Below are 16,334 nucleotides of genomic sequence, written 5' to 3' on the forward strand. Positions count from 1 at the left end.
CGGCGGCCCCCATGGCGGGGACCGCGGCGGGCTGCTGCTGTGCCTTGCGGTGGGCCTTGATCGCGGCACGTTCCATGGCGGCCGCCGGGGCGGGGGCCTCGGCGCGGCGCCAGACGCGGGCGACGATGACGACCTCGCGGGGTTCGCGGATCGGGGTGAGGCGGCACCACGTGCGGGGCTCGGCGAGGTAGCGGCCCTGGGAGAGCAGCAGTTCGGTGAGCCGCTTGCCCTCGATGACCGGGCGGGTGGCGAGCCAGGTCAGCACCCCCGGCGGGACGATGTACAGCACGTGCCAGGGGGACTCGAACGGGATGCCGACGATTCTGAGCAGGACGATCCACGGCACGAAGACGCCGAGGAAGACGCCGATCTGGACGAGCGGCAGCGGCATGGGCAGCCGCAGGTCGTACAGCTTGTACAGCCGCTTCTCGATGCGCCAGATGTTCGTGTACGTGGGTAGATCCACGCCCCTACTCCCCTAACCGCGCGAGCACGGGTTGCCGGTCAGCTGACGTCCACGCCGAGGGCCGTGGCTATCGCCTTGGCCGTGGTCTCGATGATGTTGGGGACGTAGAAGACCACCCCGATTCCGATCGCCAGGAGGATGAACTGCACGAAACGCGTGATCTCGCGGGTGAACAGGAAGAAGATCGCCACAATGGAGACGATCACGAGGAAGAGCGGACCGAATATCTGCCGTAGCCAATCGGCGAGCTGATCGGTCTTCAATTCGTCATTGGGCGCCGCAAGGATGTCGTAGGGAATCGACGCCATGATGTGGTGCAGCATCGATGTCACCTTCCTCGGTCGGCGGATTCGCTGGGGGTCGGTTCGCTCAAATCAAGGCCTTTCATGATGCGTCCGGTCGCGTGGTTCCGCGGATGTTGCGGACGAGCCACTTGTCGCCGCTCTTCACCATGGCGAGCTGGTAGGTCTGCTCCAGCTCGCCGTCGCCGCCCGCGGCGGGGCGCCAGATGACGGTCGCGGTGATGGTGCGCTCGCCGGGGGGTCCCTTCGGTGCCACGACCTCCCTGACCTGCACGAAGGCCACGGAATTGGCGAGACCGGCGATGGTGGTGCCGTCGGAGAAGCGCGACAGGGCCTCCTGGTTGCCGGTCGCGTACTCCTGGAAGAAGGTACCGAGGAAGGGCTGGAGCTCGCCTTCGAGGGCGGCGTCGCGGTTCTGGACGCCGCTCTCCGGCAGCTGGGCCTTGGCGGGCGGGGGAAGCAGCGCGGGACGGGCGGACACGACCAGCGACCCGCCCTTGTCGGCGTACACGGGAACGGCGAGCCGCAGCCACTTCTCCCCGTTGCGGGCGAGCAGCGTCACGGTCGCGTTGCTGGCGTCCCGGGCGTCCACTCCGGCGACCTGGATGGACTGCACCTGCATCTTGCCCGCGCCGTTCCAGCCGAATTGCGGGTCGGCGCCGTCGGGCAGGAAGGTCCGCAATTGGGCCTCGCGGGCGGCGGCGGTGTTCTGGTCGAAGTTCAGGTAGACGTCGGCGAATTGCAGGGCGAACGCGCCGGCGGCACTGCTGGGGAATCCCGCGCCGCGCGGGGGCTTGGCCGTGGCGGCGGGCCCGCCGGAGGTCTCCTCGGCGGTGAAGCGCTCGAACGGGGCGCGGATGCCGTTGACCAGGATGACGATGATCACCGCCCAGAGGACGGCGCGTCCGGCCCACACCCACCAGCGCCCGCCGGCACCGCCCCAGCGTCCGCCGCCCCGGCCGCCACCGCCGGACCGCCCGCGGTCCCGGTCGCCGCCGGACGGGTCCCAGGGGTCGACGGACGACGAGAGCGCCCTGCCGGGCACCGCCGTCTCCTCGACCACGGCCGTGTCACGGCCGCGTCCCGCGGCCGACCTGCGAGCCATCCCGCCTCCGCTCGCGCCTCGCCCCCGGTCGGCGCGCTGGTGTGTGCCTGATCATGTGCCGGTGGCCTTTCTGAACCCACCTCGGGCCCAGGGTAACCACGGGCGTCAATTCTTCCAGCGCATCCCAGCAAAGCACAGCCCCGGCACGCGGTTGTGGATAATGCAATCCAGCTCAGCAGGAACAGGGAAGATTGCCAAACGGTGACGATCCCCTATCCAAGGCTCCGAACAGTGCGCAGGTCCAGCATCCGGACAAGCGGCACGAGTCGGGAGTTGCTTGGTTACCGGATGGCGATGCCGCCCGCACCTCCTTCCCGAAAGAACCCGACAAAGTGTCGCATTCGGGACATCACACGACAAACGCCCAGCTCAGCGCCCACACAACCCTCCCCAACCCCCGCTGTTGCCAAAATCACACAGCTCACGGAGCCGTCCGGGCTGCGCCTGGTGGGCCGCAGGTGTCGGCGGGAGGTCAGGGGCGGTGCGGTTGGGGGTTAGACGTTGAAGCGGAATTCGACTACGTCGCCGTCTTGCATCACGTAGTCCTTGCCTTCCATGCGGACCTTGCCGGCGGCTCTGGCGGCGGTCATGGAGCCGGCGGCGGTCAGGTCGTCGAAGGAGACGACCTCCGCCTTGATGAAGCCGCGCTGGAAGTCGGTGTGGATGACGCCGGCGGCCTCCGGGGCGGTGGCGCCCTTGCGGATCGTCCAGGCCCGTGCTTCCTTGGGGCCCGCCGTCAGGTACGTCTGCAGGCCCAGGGTCGCGAAGCCCACTCGGACGAGCTGTGCGAGGCCCGACTCTTCCTGGCCCATGCTCTGGAGGAGTTCGAGGGCCTCGTCGTCGGGGAGTTCGATCAGTTCGGCCTCGATCTTGGCGTCCAGGAAGATCGCCTCGGCGGGGGCGACGAGGTCGCGGAGGCGGGGGCGCAGGGTCTCGTCGGTCAGTTCCGCCTCGTCGAGGTTGAAGACGTAGAGGAACGGCTTGGCCGTGAGGAGCTGGAGCTCGCGCAGCAGGGACAGGTCGATGCCGGCCTTCTCGGCGCCCGCGAAGAGCGTGGTGCCGTCGTCCAGGAGCTTCTGGGCGGCCTGGACGGCGTCGACGACGGCGAGCTTGTCCTTGTCCTTCTTGGTGCGGGCCTCCTTGTCGAGGCGCGGCAGGGCCTTCTCGATCGTCTGGAGGTCGGCGAGGATCAGCTCGGTGTTGATCGTCTCGATGTCGCGGGAGGGGGCGACGTCGCCGTCCACGTGGGTGACGTCGGGGTCCTCGAACACGCGGATGACCTGGCAGATCGCGTTGGTCTCCCGGATGTTGGCGAGGAACTTGTTGCCGAGGCCCTGGCCCTCGGAGGCGCCCTGGACGATGCCGGCGATGTCGACGAACTCCATCGTCGCGGGAATGATCTTCTGCGAGCCGAAGATCTCCGCCAGGACGGTCAGGCGCGGGTCGGGCACCCCGACCACGCCGACATTGGGGTCGATGGTCGCGAACGGGTAGTTCGCGGCAAGCGCGTCGTTCTTGGTCAGCGCGTTGAACAGGGTGGACTTGCCGACGTTCGGCAGGCCGACGATTCCGATGGAGAGGCTCACGGCCGTCAAGTTTATGGGCGTCCGCGGACCCCTCGGGCTGCCCGGATCGCCGGGCGGGCCGGGAGTCGACCCGAATGTCCGGTGAGGTGGGCCGGTTCGGCGCGTCGCGACCGGGGTACGGCGCCGCGCTGTCACGATGAACGGATGGACCTCGCGCTGTTCGCCGGCCTCCTCGTCGGAGCCGTCTTCGGCGTCGTCGCCGGGTACGCGCTCGCGACGGGCAGGCAGGGCTCGCTGATCGCACGGGCGCGGGCGGCGGAGGAGAAGCTCGCCTACGCCGAGGAGCGGATGGCCGAGCACTTCGAGAACCTGTCCGCGAAGGCGCTGGACGCCAGCAACCGGCGGTTCCTCGAACTGGCCGACGCCCGGCTCAAGGCGGCCGGCGTCGAGGCGGCCGGGGACCTGCAGCGGCGGCAGCAGGCCGTCGAGCATCTCGTCGCGCCGCTCCGGGAGACGCTCGCGAAGGTGGAGGAGCAGCTCCGCGAGGTCGAGACGGGCCGGCGGGAGTCGCACGCGATGCTGGCCAAGCAGGTCGACTTCGTCCGGCAGAGCTCCGACCAGCTTCGGCGCGAGACGCAGTCGCTCGTGCGGGCGCTGCAGCGGCCCGAGGCGCGGGGGCGGTGGGGGGAGCTCCAGCTCCGCCGCGTCGTGGAGCTGGCGGGGATGGCGCACCACTGCGACTTCGACGAGCAGGCCGGTTCGTTCACGGTGAACGGCTCTGTGCGTCCGGACATGGTGGTGCGGCTGGCCGGTGGCAAGAGCATCGTCGTCGATAGCAAGGTCTCGCTGGCCGCGTACCTGCAGGCGGCCGAGAGCGGCGATCCCGTACGGCTGGACGCGCACGCGCGTCACCTGCGCGACCACGTCGACCGGCTGGCGGCGAAGTCGTACTGGCAGGCGTTCAGTCCCGCGCCGGAGTTCGTCGTTCTGTTCATCCCGGGTGAGGCGTTCCTGGCGCCGGCGCTCGACCGCGATCCCGGTCTGCTGGAGTACGCGATGCGGCGGCGGGTGCACATCGCCACGCCCACGACGCTCATCACCATGCTGCGGACGGCGTCGTACGCATGGCAGCAGGCGGCGCTGTCGCAGAACGCCCGCGCGGTCTTCGAGCTGGGCAAGGAGCTGTACGAGCGGCTGGGCACGATGGGGCAGCACGTGGACGAGCTGGGCCGTGCGCTGACCGGGGCCATCAAGTCCTACAACCGGACGGTCGGTTCGCTGGAGACGCGCGTGCTCGTCAGTGCCCGCAAGCTGAACGAGTTGGGTGTGGTCGAGGAGGAGCTGGACGGTCCCCGTCCCGTGGAGGAAAGTCCGCGGTCGCTTTCCGCCGCCGAGCTGACCGGGCATGACTCCACGCCCCCGGACGACCACACGGAACCGGTAGGTTTCGGCGGGCGGGCCATCCCCGAGCAGACAGATCGGCTTGATCGGCGAGAGAGGTGGCCATGAGTTCATCGTCGGTGCGCGACGTGCCGGGCGGCACGTCGCCGGTCCCTGGGGGTCGGGTGCGGAGTAGGCGCGGTGCCTCGTCCTCGCGGCCGCCCCAGGCCGCGTCCGCGAACCCGGTCGCCCTCACCGGGCGCGGCGGCATCGTCGTCATCTTCGCCGCCGGGGTCGTCTGCGGGCTGCTGGCGCGCCTGCTCGGCGTGCCGCTGCTCACCGGAGCCGGATTCGCGATCGGCTGCGCCCTGGCCGCGTTCGCGACCCGGCCGGCCGACCTGCTCACGCTCGTCGTCAGCCCGCCGCTGGTGTTCTTCGCAGCGACGTTCGCGGTGGAGTTCGCCACCACGCTCGGCAACGGGTCGCTGGTGCGCGGCCTCACCGTCGGTGTCTTCACCACGCTGGCCGCGACGGCGCCGTGGCTGTTCTTCGGGACGGTGCTGACCGTGGTGATCTGCCTGTCCCGCGGGTTGATGACGAACGTCAACGAGCTGCGGGACAAGCTCGTCGGCGTCCGCCTCTTCGAGAAGGAAGAGAACGAGAACCCCGTCCGGTGGGACGAGTCCCCCGCCGTGGCGCAGGACCGCCGTCCCCACCACGGCGAGGTGGACTGACCCCTTAGACGGGGGTGATGCGGAGGTCCCGGCGGAGTTCCTTCGGCAGCGAGAAGCGCATGTGCTCCTTGACGGACTCGATCTCCTCGGCGTCGCCGAAGCCGCGTTCCGCCAGCCAGGCCAGCACGCCCTGGACGAGCTCGTCCGGGACGGAGGCGCCGCTGGTCACGCCGACCGTGGTGACGCCCTCCAGCCAGGCGGGGTCGATCTGGTCGGCGTAGTCGACCAGGTAGGCGCTCTTGGCGCCGTGCTCCTTGGCCACCTCGACCAGGCGGACGGAGTTGGAGGAGTTCGTGGAGCCGACCACGATGACGAGGTCGGACTCCGCGGCCATCTCCTTCACGGCGACCTGCCGGTTCTGGGTGGCGTAGCAGATGTCGTCGGACGGCGGGTCCATCAGCTTGGGGAACCGCTCGCGGAGCTTCTCGACGGTGGCGACGGTCTCGTCGACCGACAGCGTGGTCTGCGAGAGCCACGCGACCTTCTCGGGGTCGCGGACGGTGACGTTGGCGACGTCCTCGGGGCCGTCCACGAGGTGGATGTGGTCGGGGGCCTCGCCGGTGGTGCCGATGACCTCCTCGTGGCCCTCGTGGCCGATCAGGAGGATGTCGTAGTCGTCGGCGGCGAAGCGCACGGCCTCCTTGTGAACCTTGGTGACCAGCGGGCAGGTGGCGTCGATGGTCTGCAGGTTCAGGCCCTTGGCCTCCTCGTGCACCGACGGCGCGACGCCGTGGGCGGAGAACACCACGATCGATCCCTCGGGGACCTCTTCGGTCTCGTCGACGAAGATCGCGCCGCGGGCCTCCAGCGTCTTGACGACGTGGACGTTGTGGACGATCTGCTTGCGGACGTAGATCGGCGCCCCGTACTTCTCCAGGGCGATCTCGACCGTCTCGACGGCGCGGTCGACGCCCGCGCAGTAACCACGCGGCTTGGCGAGCAGGACACGGCGCTGGCGGAGTTGTTCGAGGGGGGGCGCCCCCCCGCTCCCCCCGGAGCGCCTCCGGCGCTGGCTGTTGGCGGTCATGCCTCTATCGTACGAGGGACGGCGCGAGGGCCGTGCAGCACCGCTGGATCGCTCCCGAGCCGGACGGAACCGCGCCTAATCCCGCCGCCGATGGGGATGGGGCCAGGGACGGGCCGCGGGGTGTGAGCCACGGCACGCCGCTTTTGGACAGAAATCCATTAACCCGGGGTGACCACCATCGCACCCATGGGGCAGAGTGAACTTCGACGAGACGTAGCCGCATGACCCGATCCGGTGTTCAGGACGGCAAGGAAGAGGAAAGACGATGACGAGATCGCCGCGCCGCCTCAAGCAGCAGGTCCAGGACACGGTGGGCGAACAGATCCGCGACCTCCCGCTGCACGCCGTCCGGCTGGCCATGTTCGGCGTCGGCCGGGCCCTGCTGCTCGGCGACCGGGTGACGCGGGACTACAAGGAGATCACCAAGGGCGACGGCGTGAAGCCGGTGCTCGGCCGGCTGCGCGACGACGTGCACACCACCGCGGAGAAGGTGGTGGGCACCGTGGTGGAGCGCGTCCGCGGTGAGGAGTCCGAGCCGGAGCCCGAGCCCGCCCGCCGGCCGCGAACGGCGGCCGCGACCTCGCGGAACGCCGACGAGGAGATCACGATCGGCAAGCCCGGCGCGCGGACGCGTCCGGCGCCCCGGCACACCCGTCCCGGGCCGCCGCCGAAGCCGCCGAAGCGCACCGCCGCCGGCAAGCACCGCGCCGGCCAGGGGGCGGGCACGGAGGCCGACAAGGCCGGCCCGTTCGCCGAGCCCGCGCCGAAGCCCGTGCCCAGCGAGCCCAAGCCGGAGCCGGCGCCGCAGGCCGAGCCCGCGCCGAGCCCGAAGGCCGCCGACACGCCCGGGAGCCCGGCCGAGGGCAAAGACGCGCCGAAGGCCGCCGGCAAGGCCGAGGACGACAAGCCCGAGGACAAGGCGGCCAAGGACGAGGCGGCGTTCGAGCCGAAGCCGGAGCTGAAGCCCGCCGCGCAGGCCGAGGCCGAGCACCTCGTCGAGGACCTGCCCGTCCCGGACTACGACAGCGCCACGCTGCCGCAGTTGCGCGCGCGCCTGCGCGGCCTGTCCGTCGAGCAGGTGAAGCTGCTGCGCGAGTACGAGCGCAAGCACGCCGGGCGCGAGGACGTCATCCGCATGTACGAGCGCCGCATCGCGAAGCTCAACGGCACCACCTGACCGCGCACGCGAACGGCGAGGGCCCCCGGACGCACGATTCCGGGGGCCCTCGCCGCGTCGTGGCCGGTCAGGGGGTGAGGAGCTTGTCCAGGGCGGGGAGGGCGGCGTCGACGGCCGCGCGCTCCTCGTCCGTCATCCGCGCGAGGCGTGCCGCGAGGAGGCCGATGCGGTGCTCGCGCCCGGCCGACATGCGCTCGATTCCTGTGCGGGTGAGCCGCACGACGACGACGCGGGCGTCGGTCCCGTCCCGGCCACGGGTGATGAGCCCGTCGCGTTCGAGCCGGTCGACCTGCGCGGTCATGGTCGGCAGCCGGACGCCGTGCTCCGCGGCCAGCGCCGTCATCCGGCGCGGCTCCCGCTCCAGCGACGCCAGTACGGACAGCTGCTGGCTGGTGATCGGCTGGTCGGCACCGTCCCGGCGCAGCATCAGCACGACGTGGCGGAGACGCTGGCTGAGCCGTTCGGCGAGCTCGCGTTCGGATGCGGTCACGATCTCACCGTAGGGTGCCCGCATGGCGATGGAGACCTCGGCCGACTCCCCCGTACCGGTGCGGACGGTCCTGCAGGCGGTCGGCGGCTGGATCGGGAAGCTCGGCCGCATCTGGGTCGAGGGCCAGATCACCGACCTGAACGCCCGCGGCGGGACGGTCTACCTGACGCTCCGCGACCCCGTGGCGAACATGTCGGTGCGGGTCGTCGGCCCCCGAGCGGTGTTCGAGGCGGCCGGTCCCGCGGTGACCGACGGCGCCAGGGTCGTCGTCCACGCCAAGCCCGACTTCTGGATCAACCGCGGGACCTTCTCGCTCAGCGTCCTGGAGGTCCGCCCGGTCGGCGTCGGGGAGCTGCTCGCCCGGCTGGAGCGGCTGAAGCGGGTGCTGGCGTCCGAGGGGCTGTTCCGCCCGGAGCGCAAGCGGCCGCTGCCGTTCCTGCCCGGCAAGATCGGGCTGATCTGCGGGCGCGACTCCGACGCCGAGCACGACGTCCTGGAGAACGCCCGGCGGCGGTGGCCCGCGGTGGCGTTCCGGGTGGAGAACACGGCGGTGCAGGGCGCCTACGCGGTCGGCGAGGTGATGGAGGCGCTGCGGGCGCTGGACGCCGACCCCGAGATCGAGGTGATCGTCATCGCGCGCGGCGGCGGTGCGATGGAGGACCTGCTGCCCTTCTCCGACGAGGCGCTGGTCCGCGCGGTCGCCGCCGCCCGCACCCCGGTGGTCAGCGCGATCGGGCACGAGCAGGACGCGCCGCTGCTGGACCTGGTGGCGGACGTGCGGGCGTCCACCCCGACCGACGCGGCGAAGAAGACCGTCCCGGACGTGCGCGAGCAGCTCCAGCTCGTCCGGCAGCTGCGCGACCGGGGGCGGCGCTGCATCGCGGGCGGCCTGGAGCGGGAGTCGGCGTGGCTGGCGGCGGTCCGGTCGCGGCCGGCGCTGGCCGACCCGGTGCGGGAGGTCGAGCGGCAGTCCGAGCGGGTGCTGGCGCTGCGCGACCGGGCGCGGCGCTGCCTGTCCGGCGCGCTGGACCGGGCGGGCGACGAGCTGTCGCACACCCGCGCTCGGCTGCTGGCGCTGTCGCCCGCTGCGACGCTGGAGCGCGGGTACGCGATCGTCCAGCGGGAGGGCGGGGCGGTCGTGCGGGAGGCCGCGGAGGTCAAGGAGGGCGAGCGGCTCCACATCCGGCTGGCGGACGGGGGGCTGGGCGTGACGGTCGAGGAGCGCGACGGGTCGTGAGTCGGTCCGGGGCACGGGGTGCGTCCCCGGTGAACGAGGAAGTGGAGCGGATGGCGGACGAGACGGGGACGGCGGGCAAGCCGTCGTACGAGCAGGCGCGCGACGAGCTGGCCGACGTCGTGAAGCGGCTGGAGGCGGGGGGCCTGACGCTGGAGGAGTCCCTCGCGCTGTGGGAGCGGGGCGAGAAGCTCGCGGCGATCTGCGAGGAGTGGCTGGAGGGCGCCCGCGCGCGGCTGGCGGCGGCGCTGGCCCAGCCCGAGGACGGCGACGCCCCCGCCCCCTTCTAGGGCCGGGGGCCTACGAGCCCGGCGTGGCCGCGCCCGTGGGAGTGAGGGGCGTGCCCTCCTTCGACTGGGGCTTGAGCGAGGCCGCGAGGACCGCCAGCTCCTCGTAGGTGGCGGTGCCGGTCACGACCAGGCTCGTCCCGTCCGGGAGGGTCCGGGCGAGGGAGTTCGCCTTCTTGTCCTTGCGGTGGTACTTGTTCCACGCGTCGCCGCCGACCTGGTGCGTCCCGATGGGGATGCTGCTGTTGGTCATGCGCGGGATGTACTCGGACGGCTTCTCGTTGCTCTGCTCAAGGGCCGCGTACTCGTCGCTGGGCGTCACGAACCCGAGGTGCCACGCGACGGGCTCACCGTCCTCGCCGAGGCCGTGCATCCGGGAGCTGGTCGGGCGCCAGTCCTGCGAGAGCCCTTCCGGCGCGTACACGGTGAAGGGGGCGTCGCTGCTCATCGCCCACAGCTGGGCGCTGTAGTCGACGGTCGGCAGGATCTGCTCGTTGCTGCGGGGCGTGACGGCGTAGATCGCGAGGACGAGCACCAGGCAGGCGGCCATCGCCATGGTGAAGCCGCCGAGGCCCGTGGTCAGCCGCTTGTGCACGGCGGGGCTCACCTCGATCACGGGCCGTCCGCCGGCCTGCCCCTCCCCCTGGGCGGGGCCGGTGTCCGCTCCCGCGGCCCCGGGCTCGGGCCGGGCGCTCTCCTCGCGGGGGACGTCGTGCTCACGCGGAGCCTCCGCCTCGCGCGGGGCGTCCTCGGCCGCCGGGACGGAAGGTGGGGTCTTGTCGGTCACCCCTCCAGGATCCCGTACGGTCAGCGCTGCTCGGTACGGGGGTTGCGGATCGTGCCGACGATGCCCGTGATCTCGTCGGCGAGGCGGCGGGCGGCGTCCTCGTCGTCCATGAGTGAGATCTCCGACACAGCACCCGCCATGGCCCCGGTCAGCACCATCACCAGCGCCTCGTCGACGCCTCCGTCGGGGGTGTGGAACAGGGCTGCGTTGCGGCGCGCCCACTTGTTGAGCCGCTGCCGCATGACGCGGTCGAAGCCGGGCGGGCCGTCGCCGGAGATGAACAGCCGCGCGACGTCCCGCTCCTCGATGCAGCCGTTGAGGTAGGCGCCGGCGCCGGCGATGAACAGCCGCATCGGGTCGGTCTCGCCGGCCTCCCGCACGGCGTTGACCGCCTGGCGGGTGCGTTCCTGCTGGTCGCCCTGGAACTCCTCGAACAGCGTCAGGTAGAGGTCGGCCTTGCCGTTGAAGTGGTGGTAGAGGCTGCCGACGCTCGCGCCGGCCTTGGCGACGATGTCGGTGACGGCGGCCTGGGCGAAGCCCGACTCACAGAAGACGTCCCTCGCCGCGGCCAGGAGTGCGCCGCGGGTGGCGGCCCCGCGGTCGGAGGTCCGCGCGGGGGCGTCGCCGGACCGCGTTCCCCCGTTGCGGGACACCTCGCCGGACGGGACGTCGATGTGGCTGCTCATGACGCCAGAGATTACGCCCTCTCCCATGGGGAAACGATCCCTTGCCCGCGTGACCGTCAAATCCGGCCCCTCCGCCGGCCGCGTCCACCGGGCCGGTGCACCCGCGCTTCCGTTGGTCTGGTCCAATTTGTGGCAGGGCGTCCGGTCCACCGAGAATCCGAGTCACCACCGAACGAAGGGGCGCCGCGTCATGGCCGACGAGACCACCGTTTCCTCCCCGCTGACGACCGAACCGGAGGCCCCGGACCGCAACCTCGCTATGGAGCTGGTCCGGGTCACCGAGGGCGCCGCCCTGGCCGCGGCCCGCTGGGTCGGCCGCGGGGACAAGAACGGCGCCGACGGGGCGGCCGTGAACGCTATGCGGCAGCTGATCAACACGGTGTCGATGCAGGGCGTCGTGGTGATCGGCGAGGGCGAGAAGGACGACGCGCCCATGCTGTTCAACGGCGAGGAGGTCGGCGACGGCTCCGGCGCCGAGTGCGACGTCGCCGTCGACCCGGTGGACGGGACGCGGCTCACCGCGCTCGGCATGAACAACGCGATCGCGGTGCTGTCGGTGGCGCCGCGCGGGTCGATGTTCGACCCGTCCGCGGTGTTCTACATGGAGAAGCTCGTTACCGGCCCCGAGGCGGCGGACGCCGTCGACATCGAGCGCCCGATCGGCGACAACATCCGGGCCATCGCGCGGGCGAAGGGGTCGGCGCCGAACGATGTGACGGTCTGCATCCTGGACCGGCCGCGGCACGAGGGCATCGTCAAGGAGGTCCGCGAGGCCGGGGCGCGGATCAAGTTCATCATGGACGGCGACGTCGCCGGCGCGATCATGGCGTGCCGCCCCGGGACGGGCGTCGACCTGCTGCTCGGCATCGGCGGCACCCCCGAGGGCATCATCGCGGCCTGCGCGATCAAGGCGCTGGGCGGGGTGATCCAGGGCAGGCTGTGGCCGCAGGGCGACGAGGAGCGGCAGAAGGCCGTGGACGCCGGGCACGACCTGGGCCGGGTGCTCACCACCGACGACCTGGTGACGTCCGACGACGTGTTCTTCGCCGCGACCGGCATCACCGACGGCGAGCTCGTGGACGGCGTCCGCTACAGCAAGGGCACGGCCGTGACGCACTCGCTGGTCATGCGCTCCCGCAGCGGGACGATCCGGACGATCGCCAGCGAGCACCAGCTGAACAAGCTCCGCGCCTACAGCGCGATCAACTTCGACGCCGCCGTCTAGCGCACCTCGTTGCCTTGCGGCGTGTTGCCCTTATGGGCGGGCTCACAGGGGCGATACGCCGCAAGTCGCGGCGACCGCTAGCGGTCGCCGCGGGTGAGGCGGTTGCGGACGCGGGTGCGCAGCGGCAGCTTCGGGGCGCGGGCGCGGACGGAACCGAAGATCATGGTGCCGCCGAGCTCGATGGTGGGGCCCTCGTCGGCGGGGCGGGCGCGGACGTCGCGGGTCGTGAGGATGGTGCGGCCGGTGACGTCCACGCGGACGCCCTCGGGGACGAGGAGCCGCACCCGGCCGCCGAGGACGAGGGAGTCGACCACGATGTGGCGGCGCTGGAGGACGGCCTCGCGCAGGTCCAGTTCGACCGTTCCGAACAGGGCGAGCAGCGGCAGCTTCACCGGGACGACCCAGCGTCCGTCCCGGCGGGTGCGGCCGAAGAAGACCGAGACGGGGCGGTCGTCCACGAGGATGGGCTGGGCCTCCTCGGGGATGAGGTCGCCGGTGAGGCCGGTGAGTTCGCCCAGCGTCCGGGCGGCGTAGGCGCGGGAGGTGCGGTCGGAGTGCTCCTCCATGGTGAGCCGGCCGTCGGCGAGTGCCTCGCCGAGGACGGCGACGACGCGTTCCCGGTCGGCGTCGGACGCGCGCAGGTCGCGCACGCGCGTCACCTTGCCGGGTGCCGGATGCTGGGGGACGTCCACCTTTAGAGACTAACCTCCGGGCGACATGGCGGAGCCCGGAAAATGCGTTGGGGGTACGTCCGGTGATTTCCGTACTGTGGGGTTCATGACGGTGCAACGTGTCCAGGCCGCGGCCGCTCCCGGACGGGACGCCCCGGGGGCCGCCATCAGCCTGCGCGGCGTCGTCAAGCGCTTCGGCGACTTCACCGCCGTGAACGGGCTCGACCTGGAGGTCCCGCCCGGGGTGTGCCTCGGGCTGCTGGGGCCGAACGGCGCCGGGAAGTCCACCACGATGAAGATGCTGACCGCGCAGGCCATCGCCGACGAGGGCGACATCCGCGTCCTCGGCTTCGAGGTCCCGCGCGAGTCCAAGCGCGCGCGGGCCGTGATGGGCGTCGTCCCCCAGCAGGACAACCTGGACGAGGAGCTCACCGCCCGCGAGAACCTCGAAGTGTTCGCGCACCTGTACCGGGTGCCGCGCCGGGCGCGCCGGCAGGCGGTCGACGACGCGCTGGCCCTGGCGCACCTGACCGGCAAGCAGCTCACGAAGGTGGACGACCTGTCCGGCGGGATGCGGCGGCGGCTGCTCATCGCGCGCGGCCTGGTGCACTCCCCCGCGCTCGTCCTGCTGGACGAGCCGACCGTCGGCCTCGACCCGCAGGTGCGGGCGGAGCTGTGGGGGCTGATCGACGGGCTGCGCGCCCGGGGCACGACCGTCCTGATGTCGACGCACTACATCGAGGAGGCCGAGCGCCTCGCCGACGACTGCGCGCTGATGTCGCACGGCCGCGTGATCGCGCGGGGCTCGCCGTCGTCGCTGGTCGCCGAGTACGCGGGCGCGCGGGTCGTCGAGCACTACGGGCCGCCCGACCGGCTGACCGAGGTGGAGCGGATCGCCAAGGGCGCCGGGTTGTCGACCCGCCGCACCGGGCCGTCGGTGTCGGTGCTGAAGGCCGAGACGATCCCGCCGTCCCTGGAGGACGAGCTGGGCCCGGACGGTGTGCGCCGCGCCTCCAATCTCGAAGACGTCTTCGTTGTGCTGACCGGGGAGCGCGTCGAATGAGCGAAGCGAACCGGGGGGCGCGGGGGGTCGGCCCCCCGCAACAAACTGGAATGAGCGAAGCGAACCCGGGGGTCGTCCACCCGCCGAAGGCAGGCGTGAGCGTGCAGAGTGCGCGGGCGCCGCGGCTGCGGCGGTTCGAGTTCGCGCCCGTGCGCGGGATCTGGCGCCACGAGCTGGCCCTGTACAAGCGGTACTGGAAGTCGCAGTCCTTCGCCTCGATGGTGGAGCCGACGTTCTTCCTGCTGGCGTTCGGCTACGGGTTCGGCTCGATGATCGCGGTCATCGGCGACTACCGGTACCTGGACTTCGTCGCGACCGGCGTCGTCGGGGTCGCGGCGCTGTTCACGTCGGTGTTCCCGGGGATGTTCAACGGCTACATCAGGCGGGTCTTCCAGCACACCTACGACGGGATGCTCGCCACGCCCGTCGACGTCCACGAACTGGTGACGGCCGAGGCGCTGTGGATCGCGGCCAAGTCGGCGGTGTACTCGTGCACGCCGCTGGTGGTGGCGCTGTTCTTCGGCCTCGACCCCGCGTGGGGGATGCTGCTCGTCCCGATCGTGACGTTCTTCACCGCGCTCGGGTTCGGGCTGTTCGGGACGTGGACGTCGTCGGTGGTCCCGTCCATCAACTCGTTCGACTACGTGATCACCGGTGTGGTGACGCCGCTGTTCCTGATCGCGGGGACGTTCTTCCCGGTCGAGGCGCTGCCCGGCTGGGCGCAGACGGTCTCGTACTTCAACCCGCTCTACCACTGCGTCGAGCTGGTCAGGGACGCGGTGTTCGGGCTGGACCCGCTGGCCGACCTCGGTCACCTCGGCGCCCTGGTCCTCTTCGCGGCGCTGATGTGGGTGATCGCCGTCCGCGGGATGCGCAGGCGGCTCATCGACTGACCGTTGACCAGGGACGTCCCCTGCTCCTACGCTGACGCGAACTTTCTTCACGTTATGCGGCGCAGAGGGGTCGGGCCATGAGCCAGGGCATCACCGCACGGGATCGGCGGGCCCGGCTCTCCGCCTACACGGCCTTCGCCGTCCAGGGGCTGTGCTTCGCGTCCCTGGTGACGCAGGTCCCGCAGCTGCAGAAGGCCCACCACCTGAGCGACGGCACGCTCGCGCTGGTGCTGCTGATGGTCCCGGTCATCGCGGGGGTGGGCAGCGTCATCTCCGGTGCCCTGTTCAAGCGGTTCGGCAGCGGCCCGGTGCTGCGGGTGTCGCAGCCCGCGGTGGCCCTCACGATCGCGGCGATCGGCCTCACCGGCGACAACGACATCGCCCTGTACGCGACGGTCGCCGCGTTCGGCCTGTTCGTCGGCGCGGTGGACGCCTCGATGAACGCGCAGGCCGTCGCCGTCGAACGCCGCTACGGCATGAGCCTCATCACGGGCTTCTACGCCGTCTGGAGCGTCGCCGGCATCCTCGGCGGCCTCTGGGCGGCCCTCAGCAACCGGCTCGACCTGCCGCTGGCCGCCTGCTTCGCGATCGCGGCCGCCGCCGGCGTCGCCGCGTCCCTCGCGACCGGCCACCGCCTCTACGCCCGCGGCGAGGAGGGCGAGGGCCCGTCCGCCGAGGAGCTCAAGGCGGCCGGACGCAGCGTCCCCTGGCGTCCGATCATCGTCGTCGGCGCGGCCATGGCCGTCGCCTACCTCGCCGACTCCGCCATCTCCAACTACGGCGCCAAGTACCTCGACGACGAGCTGGCCGGCGCCGACTGGGTCGCGCCGCTCGGCTACGTGGCGTACCAGGTCGCCATGGTGGTCAGCCGCGCCGTCGCCGACCTCGCGGTGCGCCGCTCCGGCCCCGTCCGGGTCGTCCGGCTGGGCGCCGCGGTGGGGATCGCCGGCATGGCCGGTGTCGTCGCGGCCCCGAACGCGGCCGTCGGCATCGCGGCGTTCGCCGTCGCCGGACTGGGCCTCGCCGTGATCGCCCCGGTCTGCTTCACCGCGGCCGGACGGGTCGATCCCACCGGCCTGGGCGTGGCGGTGGCCCGTGTCAACATCTTCAACTACGTCGGCTTCGTCTTGGGTGCGGCCCTGGTGGGCGCCATAGCCCCGTTGCACGCCGACCACGGCCTGCGCCTGGCCTTCATAGCCCCCACGGCCCTGATCCTCGTGGTCTTCGCCACCGCCCGCGGCTTCGACCCGACCCGCGTGAAGGACGCCCGCCCACCAGCCC

The 16,334-nt window shown here is 71.8% G+C and carries 18 protein-coding genes; 9 read left to right on the forward strand and 9 right to left on the reverse strand.

Annotation, left to right across the window (positions count from 1 at the left end):
* From E1200_RS20090 to ychF, 4 genes are all read right to left on the reverse strand, one after another.
* On the reverse strand, positions 1-466 hold a 466-nt coding region (locus E1200_RS20090; protein WP_131953590.1), incomplete at its 3' end, for a conjugal transfer protein.
* Between the two features lie 38 nt (positions 467-504).
* Positions 505-789, reverse strand: coding sequence for a hypothetical protein (locus E1200_RS20095; protein ID WP_131953591.1), 285 nt, complete (start codon positions 787-789; stop codon positions 505-507).
* Between the two features lie 61 nt (positions 790-850).
* Positions 851-1,873, reverse strand: a complete 1,023-nt coding sequence (locus E1200_RS20100) for a conjugal transfer protein (RefSeq protein WP_131953592.1) — start codon at positions 1,871-1,873, stop codon at positions 851-853.
* A 494-nt stretch (positions 1,874-2,367) separates the two neighbouring features.
* Positions 2,368-3,459, reverse strand: a complete 1,092-nt coding sequence (ychF, locus tag E1200_RS20105; protein WP_131953593.1) for a redox-regulated ATPase YchF — start codon at positions 3,457-3,459, stop codon at positions 2,368-2,370.
* Between the two features lie 144 nt (positions 3,460-3,603).
* Between ychF and E1200_RS20110 the strand changes: the two genes are divergently transcribed.
* On the forward strand, positions 3,604-4,908 hold the full coding sequence (locus E1200_RS20110) for a DNA recombination protein RmuC (RefSeq protein ID WP_131953594.1): 1,305 nt from the start codon (positions 3,604-3,606) through the stop codon (positions 4,906-4,908).
* Positions 4,905-5,513 carry a DUF6542 domain-containing protein gene (locus E1200_RS20115; protein ID WP_243708708.1) on the forward strand — a complete coding sequence of 203 codons (609 nt, stop codon included), beginning with the start codon at positions 4,905-4,907 and terminating at the stop codon, positions 5,511-5,513. Before E1200_RS20110 ends, E1200_RS20115 begins: the two co-directional genes overlap by 4 nt.
* A 4-nt stretch (positions 5,514-5,517) precedes the next feature.
* On the opposite strand, the gene E1200_RS20120 is transcribed toward E1200_RS20115, so the two are convergent.
* Positions 5,518-6,540 carry a 4-hydroxy-3-methylbut-2-enyl diphosphate reductase gene (locus E1200_RS20120; protein ID WP_131953595.1) on the reverse strand — a complete coding sequence of 341 codons (1,023 nt, stop codon included), beginning with the start codon at positions 6,538-6,540 and terminating at the stop codon, positions 5,518-5,520.
* A gap of 265 nt (positions 6,541-6,805) precedes the next feature.
* Between E1200_RS20120 and E1200_RS20125 the strand changes: the two genes are divergently transcribed.
* Positions 6,806-7,717: a hypothetical protein gene (locus E1200_RS20125; protein ID WP_131953596.1), complete on the forward strand. Its 912-nt coding sequence runs from the start codon at positions 6,806-6,808 to the stop codon at positions 7,715-7,717.
* Between the two features lie 67 nt (positions 7,718-7,784).
* Here the strand turns inward: E1200_RS20125 and E1200_RS20130 are convergent, their stop codons facing one another.
* A complete protein-coding gene (locus E1200_RS20130; RefSeq protein ID WP_243708709.1) occupies positions 7,785-8,207 on the reverse strand; it encodes a MarR family transcriptional regulator in 423 nt (140 codons plus the stop codon).
* Positions 8,208-8,229: 22 nt separating this feature from the next.
* Between E1200_RS20130 and xseA the strand changes: the two genes are divergently transcribed.
* Both xseA and E1200_RS20140 read left to right on the forward strand, forming a co-directional pair.
* Positions 8,230-9,444 (forward strand): exodeoxyribonuclease VII large subunit, encoded by a 1,215-nt coding sequence (gene xseA, locus E1200_RS20135; RefSeq protein WP_131953598.1) that lies wholly within the window; start codon positions 8,230-8,232, stop codon positions 9,442-9,444.
* A gap of 50 nt (positions 9,445-9,494) precedes the next feature.
* Entirely contained in the window at positions 9,495-9,731 is a 237-nt protein-coding gene (locus tag E1200_RS20140; protein WP_131953605.1) for an exodeoxyribonuclease VII small subunit, read from the forward strand.
* Between the two features lie 10 nt (positions 9,732-9,741).
* Here E1200_RS20140 and E1200_RS20145 read toward each other — a convergent pair whose 3' ends face one another.
* Both E1200_RS20145 and E1200_RS20150 read right to left on the reverse strand, forming a co-directional pair.
* Positions 9,742-10,515, reverse strand: coding sequence for a DUF4245 domain-containing protein (locus tag E1200_RS20145; protein ID WP_243708710.1), 774 nt, complete (start codon positions 10,513-10,515; stop codon positions 9,742-9,744).
* Positions 10,516-10,535: 20 nt separating this feature from the next.
* Positions 10,536-11,201 carry a TetR/AcrR family transcriptional regulator gene (locus E1200_RS20150; RefSeq protein ID WP_131953599.1) on the reverse strand — a complete coding sequence of 222 codons (666 nt, stop codon included), beginning with the start codon at positions 11,199-11,201 and terminating at the stop codon, positions 10,536-10,538.
* 190 nt (positions 11,202-11,391) lie between these two features.
* On the opposite strand from E1200_RS20150, the gene glpX reads away from it, so the two are divergent.
* Complete coding sequence (glpX, locus tag E1200_RS20155) at positions 11,392-12,426, forward strand: class II fructose-bisphosphatase (RefSeq protein WP_131953600.1); 1,035 nt, start codon at positions 11,392-11,394, stop codon at positions 12,424-12,426.
* A 77-nt stretch (positions 12,427-12,503) separates the two neighbouring features.
* Here the strand turns inward: glpX and E1200_RS20160 are convergent, their stop codons facing one another.
* Entirely contained in the window at positions 12,504-13,118 is a 615-nt protein-coding gene (locus tag E1200_RS20160) for a DUF1707 domain-containing protein (protein WP_131953601.1), read from the reverse strand.
* Between the two features lie 85 nt (positions 13,119-13,203).
* Between E1200_RS20160 and E1200_RS20165 the strand changes: the two genes are divergently transcribed.
* The 3 genes from E1200_RS20165 to E1200_RS20175 form a co-directional block, all read left to right on the forward strand.
* Positions 13,204-14,160, forward strand: coding sequence for an ABC transporter ATP-binding protein (locus E1200_RS20165; protein ID WP_131953602.1), 957 nt, complete (start codon positions 13,204-13,206; stop codon positions 14,158-14,160).
* A gap of 50 nt (positions 14,161-14,210) precedes the next feature.
* The gene (locus tag E1200_RS20170) at positions 14,211-15,053 is read left to right on the forward strand and encodes an ABC transporter permease (protein ID WP_131953603.1); all 843 of its coding nucleotides are present in this window, start codon (positions 14,211-14,213) and stop codon (positions 15,051-15,053) included.
* A 77-nt stretch (positions 15,054-15,130) separates the two neighbouring features.
* A partial coding sequence (locus tag E1200_RS20175; RefSeq protein ID WP_165950385.1) for an MFS transporter occupies positions 15,131-16,334 on the forward strand: 1,204 nt, incomplete at its 3' end.

The sequence above is a fragment of the Actinomadura sp. GC306 genome (assembly GCF_004348665.1).
Lineage (GTDB): Bacteria > Actinomycetota > Actinomycetes > Streptosporangiales > Streptosporangiaceae > Spirillospora.

Bases quoted from the DNA above. Each gene is read 5' to 3' on its own strand.
- E1200_RS20095 (WP_131953591.1), bottom strand. From the start codon at position 789: ATGCTGCACCACATCATGGCGTCGATTCCCTACGACATCCTTGCGGCG.
- E1200_RS20100 (WP_131953592.1), bottom strand. From the start codon at position 1,873: ATGGCTCGCAGGTCGGCCGCGGGACGCGGCCGTGACACGGCCGTGGTC.
- E1200_RS20110 (WP_131953594.1), top strand. From the start codon at position 3,604: ATGGACCTCGCGCTGTTCGCCGGCCTCCTCGTCGGAGCCGTCTTCGGC.
- E1200_RS20115 (WP_243708708.1), top strand. From the start codon at position 4,905: ATGAGTTCATCGTCGGTGCGCGACGTGCCGGGCGGCACGTCGCCGGTC.
- E1200_RS20120 (WP_131953595.1), bottom strand. From the start codon at position 6,540: ATGACCGCCAACAGCCAGCGCCGGAGGCGCTCCGGGGGGAGCGGGGGG.
- E1200_RS20125 (WP_131953596.1), top strand. From the start codon at position 6,806: ATGACGAGATCGCCGCGCCGCCTCAAGCAGCAGGTCCAGGACACGGTG.
- xseA (WP_131953598.1), top strand. From the start codon at position 8,230: ATGGCGATGGAGACCTCGGCCGACTCCCCCGTACCGGTGCGGACGGTC.
- E1200_RS20140 (WP_131953605.1), top strand. From the start codon at position 9,495: ATGGCGGACGAGACGGGGACGGCGGGCAAGCCGTCGTACGAGCAGGCG.
- E1200_RS20150 (WP_131953599.1), bottom strand. From the start codon at position 11,201: ATGAGCAGCCACATCGACGTCCCGTCCGGCGAGGTGTCCCGCAACGGG.
- glpX (WP_131953600.1), top strand. From the start codon at position 11,392: ATGGCCGACGAGACCACCGTTTCCTCCCCGCTGACGACCGAACCGGAG.
- E1200_RS20165 (WP_131953602.1), top strand. From the start codon at position 13,204: ATGACGGTGCAACGTGTCCAGGCCGCGGCCGCTCCCGGACGGGACGCC.
- E1200_RS20170 (WP_131953603.1), top strand. From the start codon at position 14,211: ATGAGCGAAGCGAACCCGGGGGTCGTCCACCCGCCGAAGGCAGGCGTG.